We start from the raw sequence: 15,232 nt of genomic DNA, 5'->3' as shown, positions 1-15,232 counted from the left end.
GTCAAGGAGACCTCCATGCACTTCAAGAAACTCGCTGCCACCCTGCTCATCTGCGCCTTGCCGGCCGTCAGCCAGGCCCGTGACACGGCGGTCTACCTGCCGTTCGACAAGGCCGTCGCCGAAGCGACCCGCACCGGCAAGATCGACGGCAGCGTGAAGTTCTATCTGGCGGGCAATGCCCCGGCCGGCAAAGTCACCGTCGTCAGCCCCGGCGCCGTGACCAACAAGAAGACCAACGCCTTCAACAAGACCGACCAGGAAGCCTGCGAGTGGGTCGTGCAATCGGCGATCATCAGCCTGCACCAGGCCGCAAAAAACGCCGGCGCCAACGCCGTGACCAACATCGTCAGCTTCTACAAGAGCAACGAGCGCAAGGATGCGAAAACCTACGAATGCCACGCGGGCGCCATCATGGCGGGCGTTGCGTTGAAGGGCGATCTGGTGACGGTTCAATAACGGCCGGAAACGACAAAGGGCGCCTTTCGGCGCCCTTTCACAAACAGGTTGGCTTGTCATCGCCTGTCACCTGTCTGGCTCTGCGATGGCTGGTTGCCCAGGATCCTCAGAGTCTCACAAGCCCCTTTCGGGAACGCCGGCAGTATTGCCTGAAACCTCATGCCGAGCAACGGCTGGCATTTGGCTTCGATGCGCCACTTCCGTTGCCATCACAGTCCCAACGCCCGTCTGACCGCAGTTTTAATGGCGTGAAACTCGTCTGTTGCAAGATGTGAGATCAGGTAAATGCGCTTGCCTTGCCGATCCCGGCTTTTGATCCGATCAAGCCGCGAGAGACTGACCGTGGCAATCATGTCGCACTTTGCCCAACAGGTCGGGCTGGCTCCCTGAAGGTGACTTGCAAGTTCGAGATGGTGCCCGAGCATGCAATCAGAGGCGGTAGTACTTAGCGGCACCACTGTTACCAACAGGCTGTTGGTTCGATGTTTACGTATCACAACAACAGGTCTGACTTTGACCATCTCGGGGATTTCATAACCCCTGAAATCGCAAATCAAAACGCTGCCCTCCTTAGGCTGATATCGAAGTGGCATCCGTGACGCTCGTTTGAAAAAGAACTGATTTTGCGCAACAACGGCCATATTCCCTACGACAGTTCCGTTACTCGAAATGTACGGAGTCGAGCCAACCAAACCTGTTCACCACAACTACACTCGCTCAAACAGGCCAATACACAGTGCCTGCCGGAACGGCGAGCCCGGTCGGTCAAGTACTCGCGGTTCTCTTTCACCGTCAAGGAGACGACCATGCAAGCGAAAGCCCTGATCACCGCCGCCCTTCTCGGCCTGCTCCCCAGTGCCAGCCACGCCACCAATCTGATGTACATGCCGTTCGAAACAGTCGTGTCGGATGCAATGCGCGCCGGGCGGCTGGATGGCAGTGTGAAGTTTTATCTGGTCGGCAACGGGCCTCAGGGCACTCAGCGGTTGTTGCGGCGCGGGGTGGTCAGCGATTTGAAGACCAACGGCTTCAACAAGAGCGATCACGACTCCTGCGAGTGGGTGTTGCAGTCGAATCTGATTGCGCTGCAGGCCGAGGCCAAGCGTGTCGGGGCGAATGCGGTGACCAACATCGTCAGCTACTACGACCAGCATGTGCGCAAGGATCTGAACACTTGCGAATGTCGGGCCGGAGTGTTTGTGACGCGAGTGGCGTTGAAGGGTGATCTGGTGCGGCTGCCCTGATCAACCGGCTTCAAGCTTGCGCGTGAGCAGTTCGACAAACGCCTTGGCCATCGGTGATTTCTGGTCTTTGCGCTGCACGAGCCACACCGCCGTCACGGCTTCGGGATCGAGCAGCGGTCGGTAGACCACGCCGTCGATGCGCATCCGCTGATACGACGCCGGCATGACCGACACGCCCAGACCCGCTGCCACCAGGCCGATGATGGTCATGGCTTCACCGGCCTCCTGGGCGAAGTGCGGGCTGAACCCGGCATCGCGGGCCAGACTGATCAACTGCGAATACAGACCACTGCCGTAGCTGCGCGGGAAGAACACGAACGGCTCGAGGGCCAGCGCCGAGAGGAACAGCCCCTCTTCAGAGCCCTGCGCCAACGGATGTTTGGAGCTGAGCACGGCCACCAGCGGCTCGCGCATCAGTTCGACCACGCTGAGCGAATCCGGCAGGCCCAGCGGGCGCATGATGCCGACCTCGATCGATTCGTCCACCAACGCATCGGCCACCATGGTGCTGCTCATCTCGCGCAGGTTCAGGTGCACGGCCGGGAAACGCTGGCGGAAGGAAAAAATTGCCTGGGGAATGGTCGAGTTGAACGGCGCCGAAGAGGTGAAACCGATCTTCAACTCTCCCAGCTCGCCGAGCTGTGCACGGCGGGCCACGTCGGCCGCTTTATCGACTTGTGCGAGCACCAGCCGTGCTTCCTCCAGAAACAACCGCCCGGCCTCGCTGAGCTCGACCCGACGATTGGTACGCTCGAACAGTCGCGCGCCGACTTCCTGTTCCAGCGCCTGAATCTGCTGGCTCAGCGGTGGCTGGGAGATACCCAGCACCTGTGCGGCGCGGCCGAAGTGCAGTTCTTCGGCAACGGCGATGAAGTAGCGCAGATGACGCAATTCCATGGGCACCCCATTAGGTCGTGAAAGCTATCAAACAGGTCGAACAATATATTGGATAGAAACATTAGCCAGCTATATGATTTTTTCATTGCCTGCCTGCCCGCGCCCTCCGAGGTCTGATGTGAAAACCGCCGTCGCTCCACTGGCCCATGAAGTCCCGCCCGCTGCGGCGGACGATGTGCTGACCGAACTGCAAGAGATCTACATCGAGAAAGGCACGCCCGCGTTCATGCGCACGGTGCTCGCGCTGTTCAGTGGCGGCTTCGCCACCTTCGCCCTGCTGTACTGCGTGCAGCCGATGATGCCGCTGCTGTCCCACGAGTATTCGATCAACGCTGCGCAGAGCAGCCTGATCCTGTCGGTGGCCACCGGCATGCTGGCGTTCGGTCTGCTGATCACCGGCCCGATTTCCGATCGGGTCGGGCGCAAACCGGTGATGGTCGCCGCGCTGTTTGCTGCTGCGCTATGCACCATCGCCAGTTCGATGATGCCGAGCTGGCACGGCGTGCTGATCATGCGTGCGCTGATCGGGCTGTCATTGAGTGGCCTGGCGGCGGTGGCGATGACGTACCTGAGCGAGGAAATCCATCCGCAGCACATCGGGCTGGCGATGGGTTTGTACATCGGCGGCAACGCGATTGGCGGCATGAGCGGGCGGTTGATCACCGGTGTGCTGATCGACTTCGTCAGCTGGCACACAGCGATGATGGTGATCGGCGGCCTGGCGCTGATTGCGGCGGCGGTGTTCTGGAAAATCCTGCCGGAATCGCGCAACTTCCGCTCCCGCTCGCTGCATCCGCGCAGCCTGCTCGACGGCTTCACCATGCACTTTCGCGATGCCGGCCTGCCGTTGCTGTTCCTTGAGGCGTTTGTGCTGATGGGCGCGTTCGTCACGTTGTTCAACTACATCGGTTATCGCCTGCTGGCCGAGCCGTACCACATGGATCAAGTGTTCGTGGGACTGTTGTCGGTGGTGTACCTGTCGGGTATCTACAGCTCGGCGAAAATCGGTTCGCTGGCCGACAAACTGGGTCGCCGCAAAGTACTGTGGGCGACCATCGCGCTGATGTTCGCCGGCCTCGCCCTGACCATGTTCACACCGCTGCCGCTGGTGATCATCGGCATGCTGATCTTCACCTTCGGCTTCTTCGCCGCGCACTCGGTCGCCAGCAGCTGGATCGGCCGCCGGGCGCTCAAGGCCAAGGGCCAGGCGTCGTCGTTGTACCTGTTCAGCTATTACGCCGGGTCGAGCATCGCCGGGACGGCCGGCGGAGTGTTCTGGCACCTGGCCGGGTGGAACGGGATCGGCCTGTTCATCGGCGCGCTGTTGCTGGTGGCGCTGTTGGTGGCGTTGAAGCTGGCGAAGCTGCCGCCGCTGGGTGGTGGCGAAAAGGTTTAGCGACAACTGCGCCCTAGCGGTAATCACGGGCCAAGGTACACTGACGGCATTCGCCTGCTTTGGTAAAGGAAGCCAGAATGCGCCTGGACCGTCTCCACATTCAGAATTTTCGTTGCTACGAAGATGCCACGTTCGACTTTCAGCCAGGGTTTAATCTGGTGGTGGGGGTTAATGGGAGCGGGAAGAGTTCGTTGTTGCAGGCGGTTGCCGTTTCGTTCATCGAACTCGGCAATGCCATGAAGCCAAGTCAGACCTCTATAAAAAATGAAGACATTCGCTTTGTCATAGATCGTTTTGAAAACAGAAGCCGCTTTGAGCGCAAGTTCCCATTACTGGTACATGGCATAGGCAGTTTCTTCGGAACTACAGACTGGGTCCTGAAACGAGATGCAGAAGACTTGCCCCATCTTGTAGATTCAGTATTCGACGCCGAGATAGACAAACTAAAACAGAAAATCAACCTGGCCATTCCAGTCGATTTGCCTGTGCTTGCTTTCTATCGCTCCAATCGCCGCTGGCAAGGGGTAGGAGTATCTGCTGAGTTCGCCGCGAAACAACGCGTCTCGCGCTTCGATGCCTACGTTAACTGGTTCGATGCAGTTGCGGATCTCAGAGAATTTGAAAGTTGGTTAATCGGTAGAACGCTCGAACGGATGCAGAACCTCCTTGATTCCAACACCCAGTCACTTGAGTTCGACGACGAACTTTACTGGGTAAACACTGCGATCGAGCGCGCTATTCCCCACGCACAAAATTTTCGCTATGACCTCCGGCTGCAAAGCTTGTTGATCGACCTGGATGGAAAGACCACTCCTTTCAATGAGCTTAGCGATGGTCAGCGCGGGATGGTTGCGTTGTTCGCCGATATCGCCCGCCGCATGTGCATCCTCAACCCCCACATGGGTAAGGACGTTCTGAAAAACACCTCCGGCGTGGTGATCATCGACGAACTGGATATCCATCTGCATCCGGCCTGGCAACGCAGCATCGCCCCGGCATTGAGACAGGCATTCCCCAAAGTCCAGTTCATCGCCGCAAGCCATTCCCCACAAATCATCGGCAGCCTGAAGCCTGAGGAAGTCATCGTGTTGCACAACGGGGATCCTACTCATCCGCGGGTCACCTACGGTCTGGATTCCAGCAGCGTGCTTGAAGAGGTAATGGGCGTTACGCAGCGCGAACCAGAGATCGAAGATCTGCTGTCCGAGCTTTTTTCCACGTTGGAAGACAACGACCTCGAAAAGGCAAAATCACAACTTGAGGCGCTGAAAAAGAAAGCCCCCGACCTACCGGAATTCGCCGGCGCCGAAGCACTGATCAGGCGCAAGGAGATTCTCGGCAAATGAAGCGAGTGCTCAAAGGAACTGAACCCGCTTCATTTACAGATTGGAAAAGCTCGGCGAACGACGAGTGGAGCCCAACTTACCCAACGCTACAAAACCCGCAAAAACGCGATTTGCATAATGCCCTGCTTAAGGAGCAAGGCTTTTTCTGCTGTTATTGCGGCCGGGAAATAGATGCCTCGACCAGCCATATCGAGCACTTCAGACCTCAAGAGCATTTCGAAGAGCTGGCGTTGGAGTTTCACAACCTTCATGCCTCCTGCCTGCGAGAAACCAAGCCCGGCAATCCGTTGCACTGCGGCCATAAGAAGGGCAACTGGTTCGACGAAAACCAACACATTTCTCCCACTGACGAGAACTGTGAACAGCGCTTCCGATATCTGCGAACCGGCGAAATCCAGCCGAAGGACTCTGACGACCTTCCCGCCACAAAGATGATCGAGGTATTGGCGCTACACATCCCCTACCTCAAAAATCGACGGCAGGACACAATCCGCCGCCTCTTCGATGATGAGTTCGTCATGCAAATCAGCGAGGAAGAGCTTGAGCGGTTGGTGACGGCGATCAGAAATACCGCGATTCCCAATCAAAAACCCTTCGACCACATCATCGCCCGCTACGCCGAACAACTCCTCGGACGCTAAACCCATCGCAAACAAAAACGCCCGGCATAAGCCGGGCGTTTTTGTTTTCTACCTTTAGCGCTGAGCGCCGATTACTCGTGATACTGCGCCGACAACTCATGCACCGCACGCAGGAACGCGCCGGCGTGTTCCGGGTCGACTTCCGGGGTGATGCCGTGGCCGAGGTTGAACACGTGGCCGCTGCCTTTACCGTAGCTGGCGAGGATGCGCCCGACTTCGGTGCGGATCGCTTCCGGCTTGGCGTACAGCACGGTCGGGTCCATGTTGCCTTGCAGCGCGACCTTGTCGCCGACGCGGGCGCGGGCGTTGCCGATGTCGCAGGTCCAGTCCAGACCCAGTGCGTCGGCGCCGGCGTCGGCGATGCTTTCCAGCCACAGGCCGCCGTTCTTGGTGAAGAGGATCACCGGCACCTTGCGACCGTCGTGCTCGCGGATCAGGCCGCTGACGATTTTCTTCATGTAGGCCAGGGAGAATTCCTGATACGCCGCCGCCGACAGGTTGCCGCCCCAGGTATCGAAGATCTGCACCGCTTGCGCGCCGGCCTGGATCTGGCCGTTCAAGTAAGAAGTCACCGACTGCGCCAGCTTGTCCAGCAGCAGGTGCATGGCTTGCGGGTTGTCGTAGAGCATCGCCTTGGTCTTGCGGAAGTCTTTCGACGAGCCGCCTTCGACCATGTACGTGGCGAGGGTCCACGGGCTCCCGGAGAAACCGATCAGCGGTACACGGCCGTTCAGCTCGCGGCGGATGGTGCTGACCGCGTCCATCACATAACCGAGATCTTTGTGCGGATCCGGGATCGGCAGGGCTTCGATGTCGGCCAGGGTGCTGACGACTTTCTTGAAGCGCGGACCTTCACCGGTCTCGAAGTACAGGCCCTGGCCCATGGCATCGGGAATGGTGAGGATGTCGGAGAACAGGATCGCCGCGTCCAGTTGCGGATAGCGGTCCAGCGGTTGCAGCGTGACTTCGCAGGCGAATTCCGGATTCATGCACAGGCTCATGAAATCACCGGCCTGGGCGCGGCTGGCGCGGTATTCCGGCAGGTAGCGGCCGGCCTGGCGCATCATCCACACAGGGGTGACGTCTACGGGTTGCTTGAGCAGGGCGCGGAGGAAACGGTCGTTCTTCAGGGCAGTCATGTCGGCATCCGGAAAAAAAGTGCGGGCATTTTCTCAGAGCGCGACGCAAAAGGCACGGATGCAGGTCAGCCTTTTGTCTATCGGGTCAATTTGTCGCAATAAATACGGGGCATCAGCAACAGCGAGAAACAACTGTGGGAGCGAGCCTGCTCGCGATAGCGGATTGTCAGCCAATACGTCTGGTGACTGATTCACCGCCATCGCGAGCAGGCTCGCTCCCACAGGCTTATTGCTTTTGGCTCAGGATCCGGGTTTAGACGCCCAGGTAATCCAGAATCCCTTCAGCTGCATTGCGGCCTTCGAAGATCGCCGTCACCACCAGGTCGGAACCGCGCACCATATCGCCACCGGCGAAGATTTTCGGGTTGCTGGTCTGGTGCTTGTACTGTCCCTGCTCGGGCGCAACGACACGGCCCTGGCTGTCGGTCTGGATCTCGAACTGCTCGAACCACGGCGCCGGGCTCGGACGGAAACCGAAAGCGATGACCACGGCGTCGGCCGGGATGATCTCTTCGGAGCCCGGGATCGGCTCGGGACTGCGACGGCCACGGGCGTCCGGCTCGCCGAGACGGGTCTCGACCACTTTCACGCCTTCGACCTTGTCCTCGCCAACGATGGCGATCGGCTGGCGGTTGTAGAGGAATTTCACGCCTTCTTCCTTGGCGTTCTTCACCTCTTTGCGCGAGCCGGGCATGTTCGCTTCGTCACGACGATAAGCGCAGGTCACCGACTTGGCGCCCTGGCGGATCGACGTGCGGTTGCAGTCCATCGCCGTGTCGCCACCGCCCAGCACCACTACCTTCTTGCCTTTCATGTCGACGAAATCTTCCGGCGACTTTTCAAAGCCCAGGTTGCGGTTGACGTTGGCGATCAGGAAGTCCAGCGCGTCATAAACGCCCGGCAGATCTTCACCGGCAAAACCGCCTTTCATGTAGGTGTAGGTGCCCATGCCCATGAACACGGCATCGTATTCGGCGAGCAGTTGCTCCATGGTCACGTCCTTGCCGACCTCGGTGTTGAGGCGGAACTCGATGCCCATGCCGGTGAAGACTTCGCGGCGATTGCTCAGCACGGTCTTCTCGAGCTTGAACTCGGGGATGCCGAAGGTCAGCAGACCGCCGATTTCCGGGTTCTTGTCGAACACCACCGGGGTCACGCCGCCGCGCACCAGCACGTCGGCACAACCGAGGCCCGCCGGGCCTGCACCGATGATCGCGACACGCTTGCCGGTCGGTTTGACCTTGGACATGTCCGGGCGCCAGCCCATGGCGAACGCGGTGTCGGTGATGTACTTCTCGACCGAACCGATGGTCACCGCACCGAAACCGTCGTTGAGGGTGCAGGCACCCTCGCACAGACGATCCTGCGGGCACACCCGGCCACAGACTTCCGGCAGAGTGTTGGTCTGGTGCGACAGCTCGGCGGCCTGGAGGATGTTGCCCTCGGCCACCAGCTTCAGCCAGTTCGGAATGAAGTTGTGCACCGGGCACTTCCATTCGCAATACGGGTTGCCGCAACCCAGGCAGCGGTGGGCCTGGTCGGCCGACTGCTGGGGTTTGAACGGTTCGTAGATTTCCACGAACTCTTTCTTGCGTTGACGCAACAGTTTCTTCTTCGGATCCTTGCGCCCGACATCGATGAACTGGAAGTCGTTATTCAGACGTTCAGCCATTGTTAAAACCTCATCAAACTCTTCAGGCGCATATCACTGCGGGTTGGCACGAGTGCTGGAAAGCAACGACTTCAGGTTGGCAGCCTTCGGCTTGACCAGCCAGAAACGACGCAGGTAGTCATCGAGGTTCTCGGCGAGCTCACGACCCCACTCGCTGTCGGTTTCCGCGACGTACTCGTTCAGCACGTTCTGCAGGTGGCTGCGATAGGCTTCCATCGCCTCGCCGCTGATCCGCTGGATTTCCACCAGTTCGTGGTTGACCCGGTCAACGAAGGTGTTGTCCTGATCGAGCACGTAGGCGAAACCGCCGGTCATGCCAGAGCCGAAGTTGTAACCGGTCTTGCCCAGAACGCAGACAAAACCACCGGTCATGTACTCACAGCAGTGATCGCCAGTGCCTTCCACGACCGTGTGGGCACCGGAGTTGCGCACGGCGAAACGCTCGCCTGCGGTGCCGGCGGCGAACAGCTTGCCGCCCGTGGCGCCGTACAGGCAGGTGTTGCCGATGATGGCGCTTTCCTGAGTCTTATAAACGCTGCCCTTCGGCGGCACGATGGTCAGCTTGCCACCGGTCATGCCTTTGCCGACGTAGTCGTTGGCGTCGCCTTCAAGGTACATGTTCAGACCGCCGGCGTTCCACACGCCGAAGCTCTGACCGGCAGTGCCCTTGAAGCGGAAGGTGATCGGCGCTTTCGCCATGCCCTGGTTGCCGTGCTTGCGCGCGATTTCGCCGGAGATCCGTGCGCCGATCGAACGGTCGCAGTTGCAGATGTCCAGATCGAACTCGGCGCCGCTGAGGTCGTTGATCGCCGACGTCGCCATCTCGACCATTTTCTCGGCCAGCAGGCCCTGGTCGAAGGGCGGGTTGCGCTCGACGCCGCAGAACTGAGGCTTGTCCGCCGGGATGTGGTCGCTGCCGAGCAGCGGAGTCAGATCCAGGTGATGCTGCTTGGCGGTCTGGCCTTCGAGGATTTCCAGCAGATCGGTACGGCCGATCAGCTCTTCGAGGGAGCGCACGCCCAGCTTGGCCAGCCACTCACGGGTTTCTTCGGCGACGTAGGTGAAGAAGTTCACCACCATGTCGACGGTGCCGATGTAGTGATCCTTGCGCAACTTCTCGTTCTGAGTCGCGACGCCGGTGGCGCAGTTGTTCAGGTGGCAGATACGCAGGTATTTGCAGCCCAGCGCGATCATCGGTGCAGTACCGAAGCCGAAGCTTTCGGCGCCGAGGATGGCTGCCTTGATCACGTCGAGGCCGGTCTTCAGGCCGCCGTCGGTCTGTACCCGAACCTTGCCGCGCAGGTCGTTGCCGCGCAGGGTCTGGTGGGTTTCGGCCAGGCCGAGTTCCCACGGAGCGCCCGCGTATTTGATCGAGGTCAGCGGCGAAGCACCGGTGCCACCGTCATAGCCGGAAATGGTGATCAAGTCCGCATAGGCCTTGGCCACACCGGCGGCGATGGTGCCGACGCCCGCTTCAGCCACGAGTTTCACCGAAACCAGCGCCTTCGGGTTGACCTGTTTCAGGTCGAAGATCAGCTGCGACAAGTCTTCGATCGAATAGATGTCGTGGTGCGGCGGTGGCGAAATCAGGGTCACGCCCGGCACTGCGTAACGCAGCTTGGCGATCAGCCCGTTCACTTTACCGCCCGGCAGTTGCCCGCCCTCGCCCGGCTTGGCGCCCTGGGCGACCTTGATCTGCAGCACTTCGGCGTTGACCAGGTATTCCGGGGTCACACCGAAACGGCCGGTCGCGACCTGTTTGATTTTCGAGCTCTTGATGGTGCCGTAGCGCGCCGGGTCTTCGCCGCCTTCGCCGGAGTTGGAACGCGCACCGAGGCGGTTCATGGCTTCGGCCAGGGCTTCGTGAGCTTCCGGCGACAGGGCGCCCAGCGAGATACCGGCGGAGTCGAAGCGCTTGAGCACCGATTCCAGCGGCTCGACTTCACTGATGTCCAGCGGCGTGTCGAGGGTCTTGACCTTGAACAGGTCGCGGATCATCGACACCGGACGGTTGTCCACCAGCGAGGTGTATTCCTTGAATTTGGCGTAGTCGCCCTGCTGCACGGCGGCTTGCAGGGTGTTGACCACGTCCGGGTTGTACGCATGATATTCGCCACCGTGGACGAACTTCAGCAGACCGCCCTGCTGGATCGGCTTGCGCGGACTCCAGGCTTCGGTGGCCAGTGCTTTCTGCTCGGCTTCGATGTCGATGAAACGCGCACCTTTGATGCGGCTCGGCACGCCACGGAAGCTCAGGTCGCAGACTTCTTCGGACAGGCCGATGGCTTCGAACAGCTGAGCACCGCGATAGGACGCGATGGTCGAGATGCCCATCTTCGACAGGATCTTCAACAGACCTTTGGTGATGCCTTTGCGGTAGTTCTTGAACACCTCATAGAGGTCGCCCAGCACTTCACCGGTACGGATCAGGTCGCCCAGCACTTCGTACGCGAGGAACGGATAGACCGCCGAGGCGCCGAAACCGATCAGCACGGCGAAGTGGTGCGGATCGCGTGCGGTGGCGGTTTCAACCAGGATGTTGGAGTCGCAGCGAAGGCCTTTTTCGGTCAGGCGGTGGTGCACCGCGCCGGTGGCCAGCGAGGCGTGGATCGGCAGTTTGCCAGGAGCGATATGGCGATCGCTCAGTACGATCTGGGTACGACCGGCGCGCACGGCTTCTTCAGCCTGATCGGCGACGTTGCGGATCGCCGCTTCGAGGCCGACGCTTTCGTCGTAGTTGAGGTCGATGATCTGCCGCTCGAAACCCGGGCGGTCGAGGTTCATCAGCGAGCGCCACTTGGCCGGGGAAATGACCGGCGAGCTGAGGATCACGCGCGAAGCGTGCTCCGGCGATTCCTGGAAGATGTTGCGCTCGGCACCGAGGCAGATCTCCAGCGACATCACGATCGCTTCACGCAGCGGGTCGATCGGCGGGTTGGTCACCTGCGCGAACTGCTGGCGGAAATAGTCGTACGGCGTGCGCACGCGCTGGGACAGCACGGCCATCGGCGTGTCGTCGCCCATCGAGCCAACGGCTTCGTAGCCTTGTTCGCCAAGCGGACGCAGTACCTGATCGCGCTCTTCGAACGTGACCTGATACATCTTCATGTACTGCTTGAGCTGATCGACGTCGTAGAAAGCCGAACCGTGGTCGTTGTCTTCCATGGTCGCCTGGATGCGCAGGGCATTCTTGCGCAGCCATTGCTTGTACGGATGACGGGATTTGAGACGGTTGTCGATCGCGTCGGTGTCGAGGATCTGCCCGGTTTCGGTGTCCACGGCGAAGATCTGGCCCGGGCCGACACGGCCTTTGGCAATCACGTCCTCAGGCTTGTAGTCCCACACGCCGATTTCCGACGCGAGGGTGATGAAACCGTTGGTGGTGGTGACCCAGCGCGCCGGGCGCAGACCGTTACGGTCGAGCAGGCACACCGCGTAGCGACCGTCGGTCATTACCACGCCGGCCGGGCCGTCCCACGGCTCCATGTGCATCGAGTTGTACTCGTAGAACGCACGCAGATCCGGGTCCATGGTTTCGACGTTCTGCCACGCTGGCGGAATGATCATCCGCACGCCACGGAACAGGTCGATGCCGCCGGTGACCATCAGCTCAAGCATGTTGTCCATGCTCGAGGAGTCAGAACCGACACGGTTGACCAGCGGGCCGAGTTCTTCCAGATCCATCAGATCGTTGGTGAACTTGGTGCGACGGGCCTGGGCCCAGTTGCGGTTGCCGGTGATGGTGTTGATCTCGCCGTTATGGGCGAGGAAGCGGAATGGCTGGGCCAGCGGCCATTTCGGCAGGGTGTTGGTGGAGAAGCGCTGGTGGAACACGCAGATTGCGGTTTGCAGGCGCTCGTCGCTCAGGTCCGGATAAAACGCGGCCAGGTCGGCCGGCATCATCAGGCCTTTATAGATGATGGTCTTGTGGGAAAAGCTGCAGATGTAGTGATCGGTGTCGGCGGCGTTGGCCACCGACGAACGACGACGGGCGCTGAACAGCTTGACCGCCATGTCCTGATCGCTCAGGCCTTCACCACCGATGTACACCTGCTCGATTTGCGGCAGGCGCTCAAGGGCCAGGCGGCCGAGGACGCTGGTGTCGATCGGCACTTTACGCCAGCCGATCAATTGCAGGCCTTCGGCCAGGATCTCGCGGTTCATGTTCTCGCGAGCGGCTTCGGCCTTGGCCGGATCCTGATTGAAGAAGACCATGCCCACGGCATATTGCTTGGGCAGCTCGACGCTGAAGGTTTCCTGGGCAATGGCACGCAGGAACGCGTCGGGCTTTTGAATCAGCAGACCGCAACCGTCACCGGTCTTGCCGTCGGCATTAATCCCACCGCGGTGGGTCATGCAGGTCAGGGCCTCGATGGCCGTTTGCAAAAGGGTATGACTGGGTTCGCCCTGCATATGGGCTATCAGGCCGAAACCGCAGTTATCCTTGAATTCATCTGGTTGGTACAGACCTGCTTTCATAGACACTTTCTCACCAGGCTGCCTCTTAACGAGGCAAATTTCTTTTCAATTCAACCACTTGCTTGCCGCGCCGAACGTACGCCGGCTTTGCGGGGGCAAAAGGGTGGTCATTGTACACAGCGACACAGAGGCTCACAAATTTGACGACGAAATGTCGCAAATTCATGTCGCATTTGTGAAAGGTTTAAAGCGATCTGCTGTGCTAGTCAAAACTTTTTTAATTTTGACCGCAACGACTCAAAGACTACTGTGACGCAGACACCACAAGGCACGCGGTCTGTAGAGACGGCGCGCACTTGTAGAGATTTTGAGGTGCTTGGAGAGGCGGCCTGGGTAAGGCCGCCGAATCTTCAGCGAGTTGTTGCCAGTTCCTGTTGGACGCTGGCGACAGTGCGAGGCCAAGGTTTACCAGCCTGAACCTTCGCTGGCAAGGCCTTGATGGCAGAAACGGCTGCATCACGATTGGCGAAGTTGCCGTAGGTGATCACGTAGAGAGGCTTGCCGTTGAGGACTTTCTTGAAATAACGGTACTCGCCGCCCTGCTCCTTGACGAAGTTTTGCGCGGTCGCTTCGGAGCTGGTACCGAGGATCTGCACCACGTAGTTGCTGGTCGGCTGACCGGCGTACCAGCTGCCACCGGCGGCCTTGGCGACGGTGACCGGCTTCTCGGCCGGTTTGGCGGCGGCAACAGGCTTGGCAGGCGCCGGAGCCGGTTTGGCCGCTGGAGCTGCCGGAGCAGGCACAGGCTTGGCGGTAGCTACCTGGGTCGGCGCCGGGGTCGGCTTGGCTGACGGGACTGGAACCGGAACTGGCGTAGGAGCCGGACCGGCCTGAACGCCCGCGGGTGGCGCGGTGGTGGTCACGGTCGGTGGCGTGTTGCTGGAACCTTCGACCGGCACGCCGTCGTCGCCTTCAGTGATGCCCCCAGCGGCTTCAGCCAGCGGACCGCGCATTACCGGCTGCGAGTTGCCGACCAATGGCAGCGGCATCGGCTGGGTATTGCCGTTGAATTCGACGGACGGTGCGCCACCCGCTTGCGGCGTACCCTGGCCCAAGGGCAGTTGCGCCTGCTCGTTGGCCGGCGCACCGGTGGTCGGTGCCTTGTTGCGACCCGGCATCAGCCAGGCGGCAGCGACCGCGACCACAACGACGGCGGAAATCGCCAATACGTGTTTCTTCGGCATGTTGAACCCCATACTTGGACGCTTGACCGCAGAGCGGCTGGCAATCATGACTTCGATCAGAGCATCGCGAGCAACCTGGTTGATGTTGCCCGGCCAACCCTCGGAGCTTTCGTGAATATCAGAGATCTGATCCGCGGTGAAAAGTTCGACACCCCGGCCGGCGCCTTCAAGCCGCTGGTCGAGATACTCGCGGGTTTCTTCTTCGGTGTACGGCTGCAATTCGATGACGTGGAAGCGCTCTTCCTCAAGGTGCAAAGCCTCGAGCTGGGCGATCAGCGACGACTCACCGAACAGGAACACATGCGGACGGCCTTCCGGCGCGCCGGCGCCCAGCGCCATCAGCGCTTCAAGCGCGGACTCGTCGAGCTGCTCGGCATCGTCCACCAGCAGATAGACTTCCTGACCGGTCAGCGCCAGCTGCACGACCTGATCGAGGATCGCCCCGACTTCGGCCTGGGCCACGTCCAGCGCCTGGGCGATCTGGCGCAGCACACCAGCTGCATCGCCGGCGCCACGGGCGGAAACGACGACGCTCTGCACCGATTGCTTGTTGGTGCTGGCAACCAGCGCCTGACGCAGCAGGGTCTTGCCGCTGCCCTGCGGGCCGGTGACCACCAGCAGCAACTGGCTGTAACGCGCCAGATGATGCAACTGCCCCAGCACCGGCTTGCGCTGGGCCGGGAAGAATTTGAAGCCCGGCACCCGCGGCGCGAAAGGGTCGTGACTTAACTGGAAATGGCCGAGGAACGCCTCGTCGGCATGCAAACTAGTCATCGGA

Annotated in this window: 11 protein-coding genes; 5 read left to right on the top strand and 6 right to left on the bottom strand. The window is 60.4% G+C overall.

Annotation, left to right across the window (positions count from 1 at the left end; all coding sequences use genetic code 11):
• Positions 1-15: 15 nt before the first annotated feature.
• Positions 16-456 carry an excinuclease gene (locus GQX66_RS11450; RefSeq protein WP_240868959.1) on the top strand — a complete coding sequence of 147 codons (441 nt, stop codon included), beginning with the start codon at positions 16-18 and terminating at the stop codon, positions 454-456.
• Between the two features lie 209 nt (positions 457-665).
• On the opposite strand, the gene GQX66_RS11445 is transcribed toward GQX66_RS11450, so the two are convergent.
• Complete coding sequence (locus GQX66_RS11445; protein ID WP_240868956.1) at positions 666-1,097, bottom strand: type II toxin-antitoxin system PemK/MazF family toxin; 432 nt, start codon at positions 1,095-1,097, stop codon at positions 666-668.
• A 165-nt stretch (positions 1,098-1,262) separates the two neighbouring features.
• On the opposite strand from GQX66_RS11445, the gene GQX66_RS11440 reads away from it, so the two are divergent.
• On the top strand, positions 1,263-1,700 hold the full coding sequence (locus GQX66_RS11440) for an excinuclease (protein WP_240868947.1): 438 nt from the start codon (positions 1,263-1,265) through the stop codon (positions 1,698-1,700).
• Here the strand turns inward: GQX66_RS11440 and GQX66_RS11435 are convergent, their stop codons facing one another.
• On the bottom strand, positions 1,701-2,597 hold the full coding sequence (locus GQX66_RS11435; RefSeq protein WP_085746425.1) for a LysR family transcriptional regulator: 897 nt from the start codon (positions 2,595-2,597) through the stop codon (positions 1,701-1,703).
• A gap of 118 nt (positions 2,598-2,715) precedes the next feature.
• Between GQX66_RS11435 and GQX66_RS11430 the strand changes: the two genes are divergently transcribed.
• From GQX66_RS11430 to GQX66_RS11420, 3 genes are all read left to right on the top strand, one after another.
• The gene (locus tag GQX66_RS11430) at positions 2,716-3,993 is read left to right on the top strand and encodes an MFS transporter (RefSeq protein ID WP_240868944.1); all 1,278 of its coding nucleotides are present in this window, start codon (positions 2,716-2,718) and stop codon (positions 3,991-3,993) included.
• 77 nt (positions 3,994-4,070) lie between these two features.
• Positions 4,071-5,339 (top strand): AAA family ATPase, encoded by a 1,269-nt coding sequence (locus GQX66_RS11425; RefSeq protein ID WP_240868941.1) that lies wholly within the window; start codon positions 4,071-4,073, stop codon positions 5,337-5,339.
• Positions 5,336-5,980, top strand: a complete 645-nt coding sequence (locus GQX66_RS11420; RefSeq protein ID WP_134023631.1) for a retron system putative HNH endonuclease — start codon at positions 5,336-5,338, stop codon at positions 5,978-5,980. Before GQX66_RS11425 ends, GQX66_RS11420 begins: the two co-directional genes overlap by 4 nt.
• Positions 5,981-6,051: 71 nt before the next feature.
• Here the strand turns inward: GQX66_RS11420 and hemE are convergent, their stop codons facing one another.
• The 4 genes from hemE to GQX66_RS11400 all read right to left on the bottom strand — a co-directional run bounded on the left by hemE (position 6,052) and on the right by GQX66_RS11400 (position 15,228).
• Positions 6,052-7,119, bottom strand: a complete 1,068-nt coding sequence (gene hemE / locus GQX66_RS11415) for a uroporphyrinogen decarboxylase (RefSeq protein WP_007952372.1) — start codon at positions 7,117-7,119, stop codon at positions 6,052-6,054.
• A 253-nt stretch (positions 7,120-7,372) separates the two neighbouring features.
• Positions 7,373-8,791: an FAD-dependent oxidoreductase gene (locus tag GQX66_RS11410; RefSeq protein ID WP_007909438.1), complete on the bottom strand. Its 1,419-nt coding sequence runs from the start codon at positions 8,789-8,791 to the stop codon at positions 7,373-7,375.
• 33 nt (positions 8,792-8,824) lie between these two features.
• The gene (gene gltB, locus GQX66_RS11405; RefSeq protein ID WP_085746421.1) at positions 8,825-13,270 is read right to left on the bottom strand and encodes a glutamate synthase large subunit; all 4,446 of its coding nucleotides are present in this window, start codon (positions 13,268-13,270) and stop codon (positions 8,825-8,827) included.
• Positions 13,271-13,620: 350 nt separating this feature from the next.
• Positions 13,621-15,228, bottom strand: coding sequence for an AAA family ATPase (locus tag GQX66_RS11400; protein WP_085746420.1), 1,608 nt, complete (start codon positions 15,226-15,228; stop codon positions 13,621-13,623).
• Between the last annotated feature and the right edge of the window lie 4 nt (positions 15,229-15,232).

The sequence above is a fragment of the Pseudomonas sp. B707 genome, assembly GCF_022496685.1.
Taxonomy (GTDB): domain Bacteria; phylum Pseudomonadota; class Gammaproteobacteria; order Pseudomonadales; family Pseudomonadaceae; genus Aquipseudomonas; species Aquipseudomonas paraglycinae.
Note: the sequence above shows the minus strand (reverse complement) of the source record. Positions and strands in the feature narration are given on the sequence as shown.

Excerpts from the sequence above, each read along its gene's own strand:
- GQX66_RS11450 (WP_240868959.1), top strand. The coding sequence starts at position 16 with ATGCACTTCAAGAAACTCGCTGCCACCCTGCTCATCTGCGCCTTGCCG.
- GQX66_RS11445 (WP_240868956.1), bottom strand. The coding sequence starts at position 1,097 with ATGGCCGTTGTTGCGCAAAATCAGTTCTTTTTCAAACGAGCGTCACGG.
- GQX66_RS11440 (WP_240868947.1), top strand. The coding sequence starts at position 1,263 with ATGCAAGCGAAAGCCCTGATCACCGCCGCCCTTCTCGGCCTGCTCCCC.
- GQX66_RS11435 (WP_085746425.1), bottom strand. The coding sequence starts at position 2,597 with ATGGAATTGCGTCATCTGCGCTACTTCATCGCCGTTGCCGAAGAACTG.
- GQX66_RS11425 (WP_240868941.1), top strand. The coding sequence starts at position 4,071 with ATGCGCCTGGACCGTCTCCACATTCAGAATTTTCGTTGCTACGAAGAT.
- GQX66_RS11420 (WP_134023631.1), top strand. The coding sequence starts at position 5,336 with ATGAAGCGAGTGCTCAAAGGAACTGAACCCGCTTCATTTACAGATTGG.
- hemE (WP_007952372.1), bottom strand. The coding sequence starts at position 7,119 with ATGACTGCCCTGAAGAACGACCGTTTCCTCCGCGCCCTGCTCAAGCAA.
- GQX66_RS11410 (WP_007909438.1), bottom strand. The coding sequence starts at position 8,791 with ATGGCTGAACGTCTGAATAACGACTTCCAGTTCATCGATGTCGGGCGC.
- gltB (WP_085746421.1), bottom strand. The coding sequence starts at position 13,270 with ATGAAAGCAGGTCTGTACCAACCAGATGAATTCAAGGATAACTGCGGT.
- GQX66_RS11400 (WP_085746420.1), bottom strand. The coding sequence starts at position 15,228 with ATGACTAGTTTGCATGCCGACGAGGCGTTCCTCGGCCATTTCCAGTTA.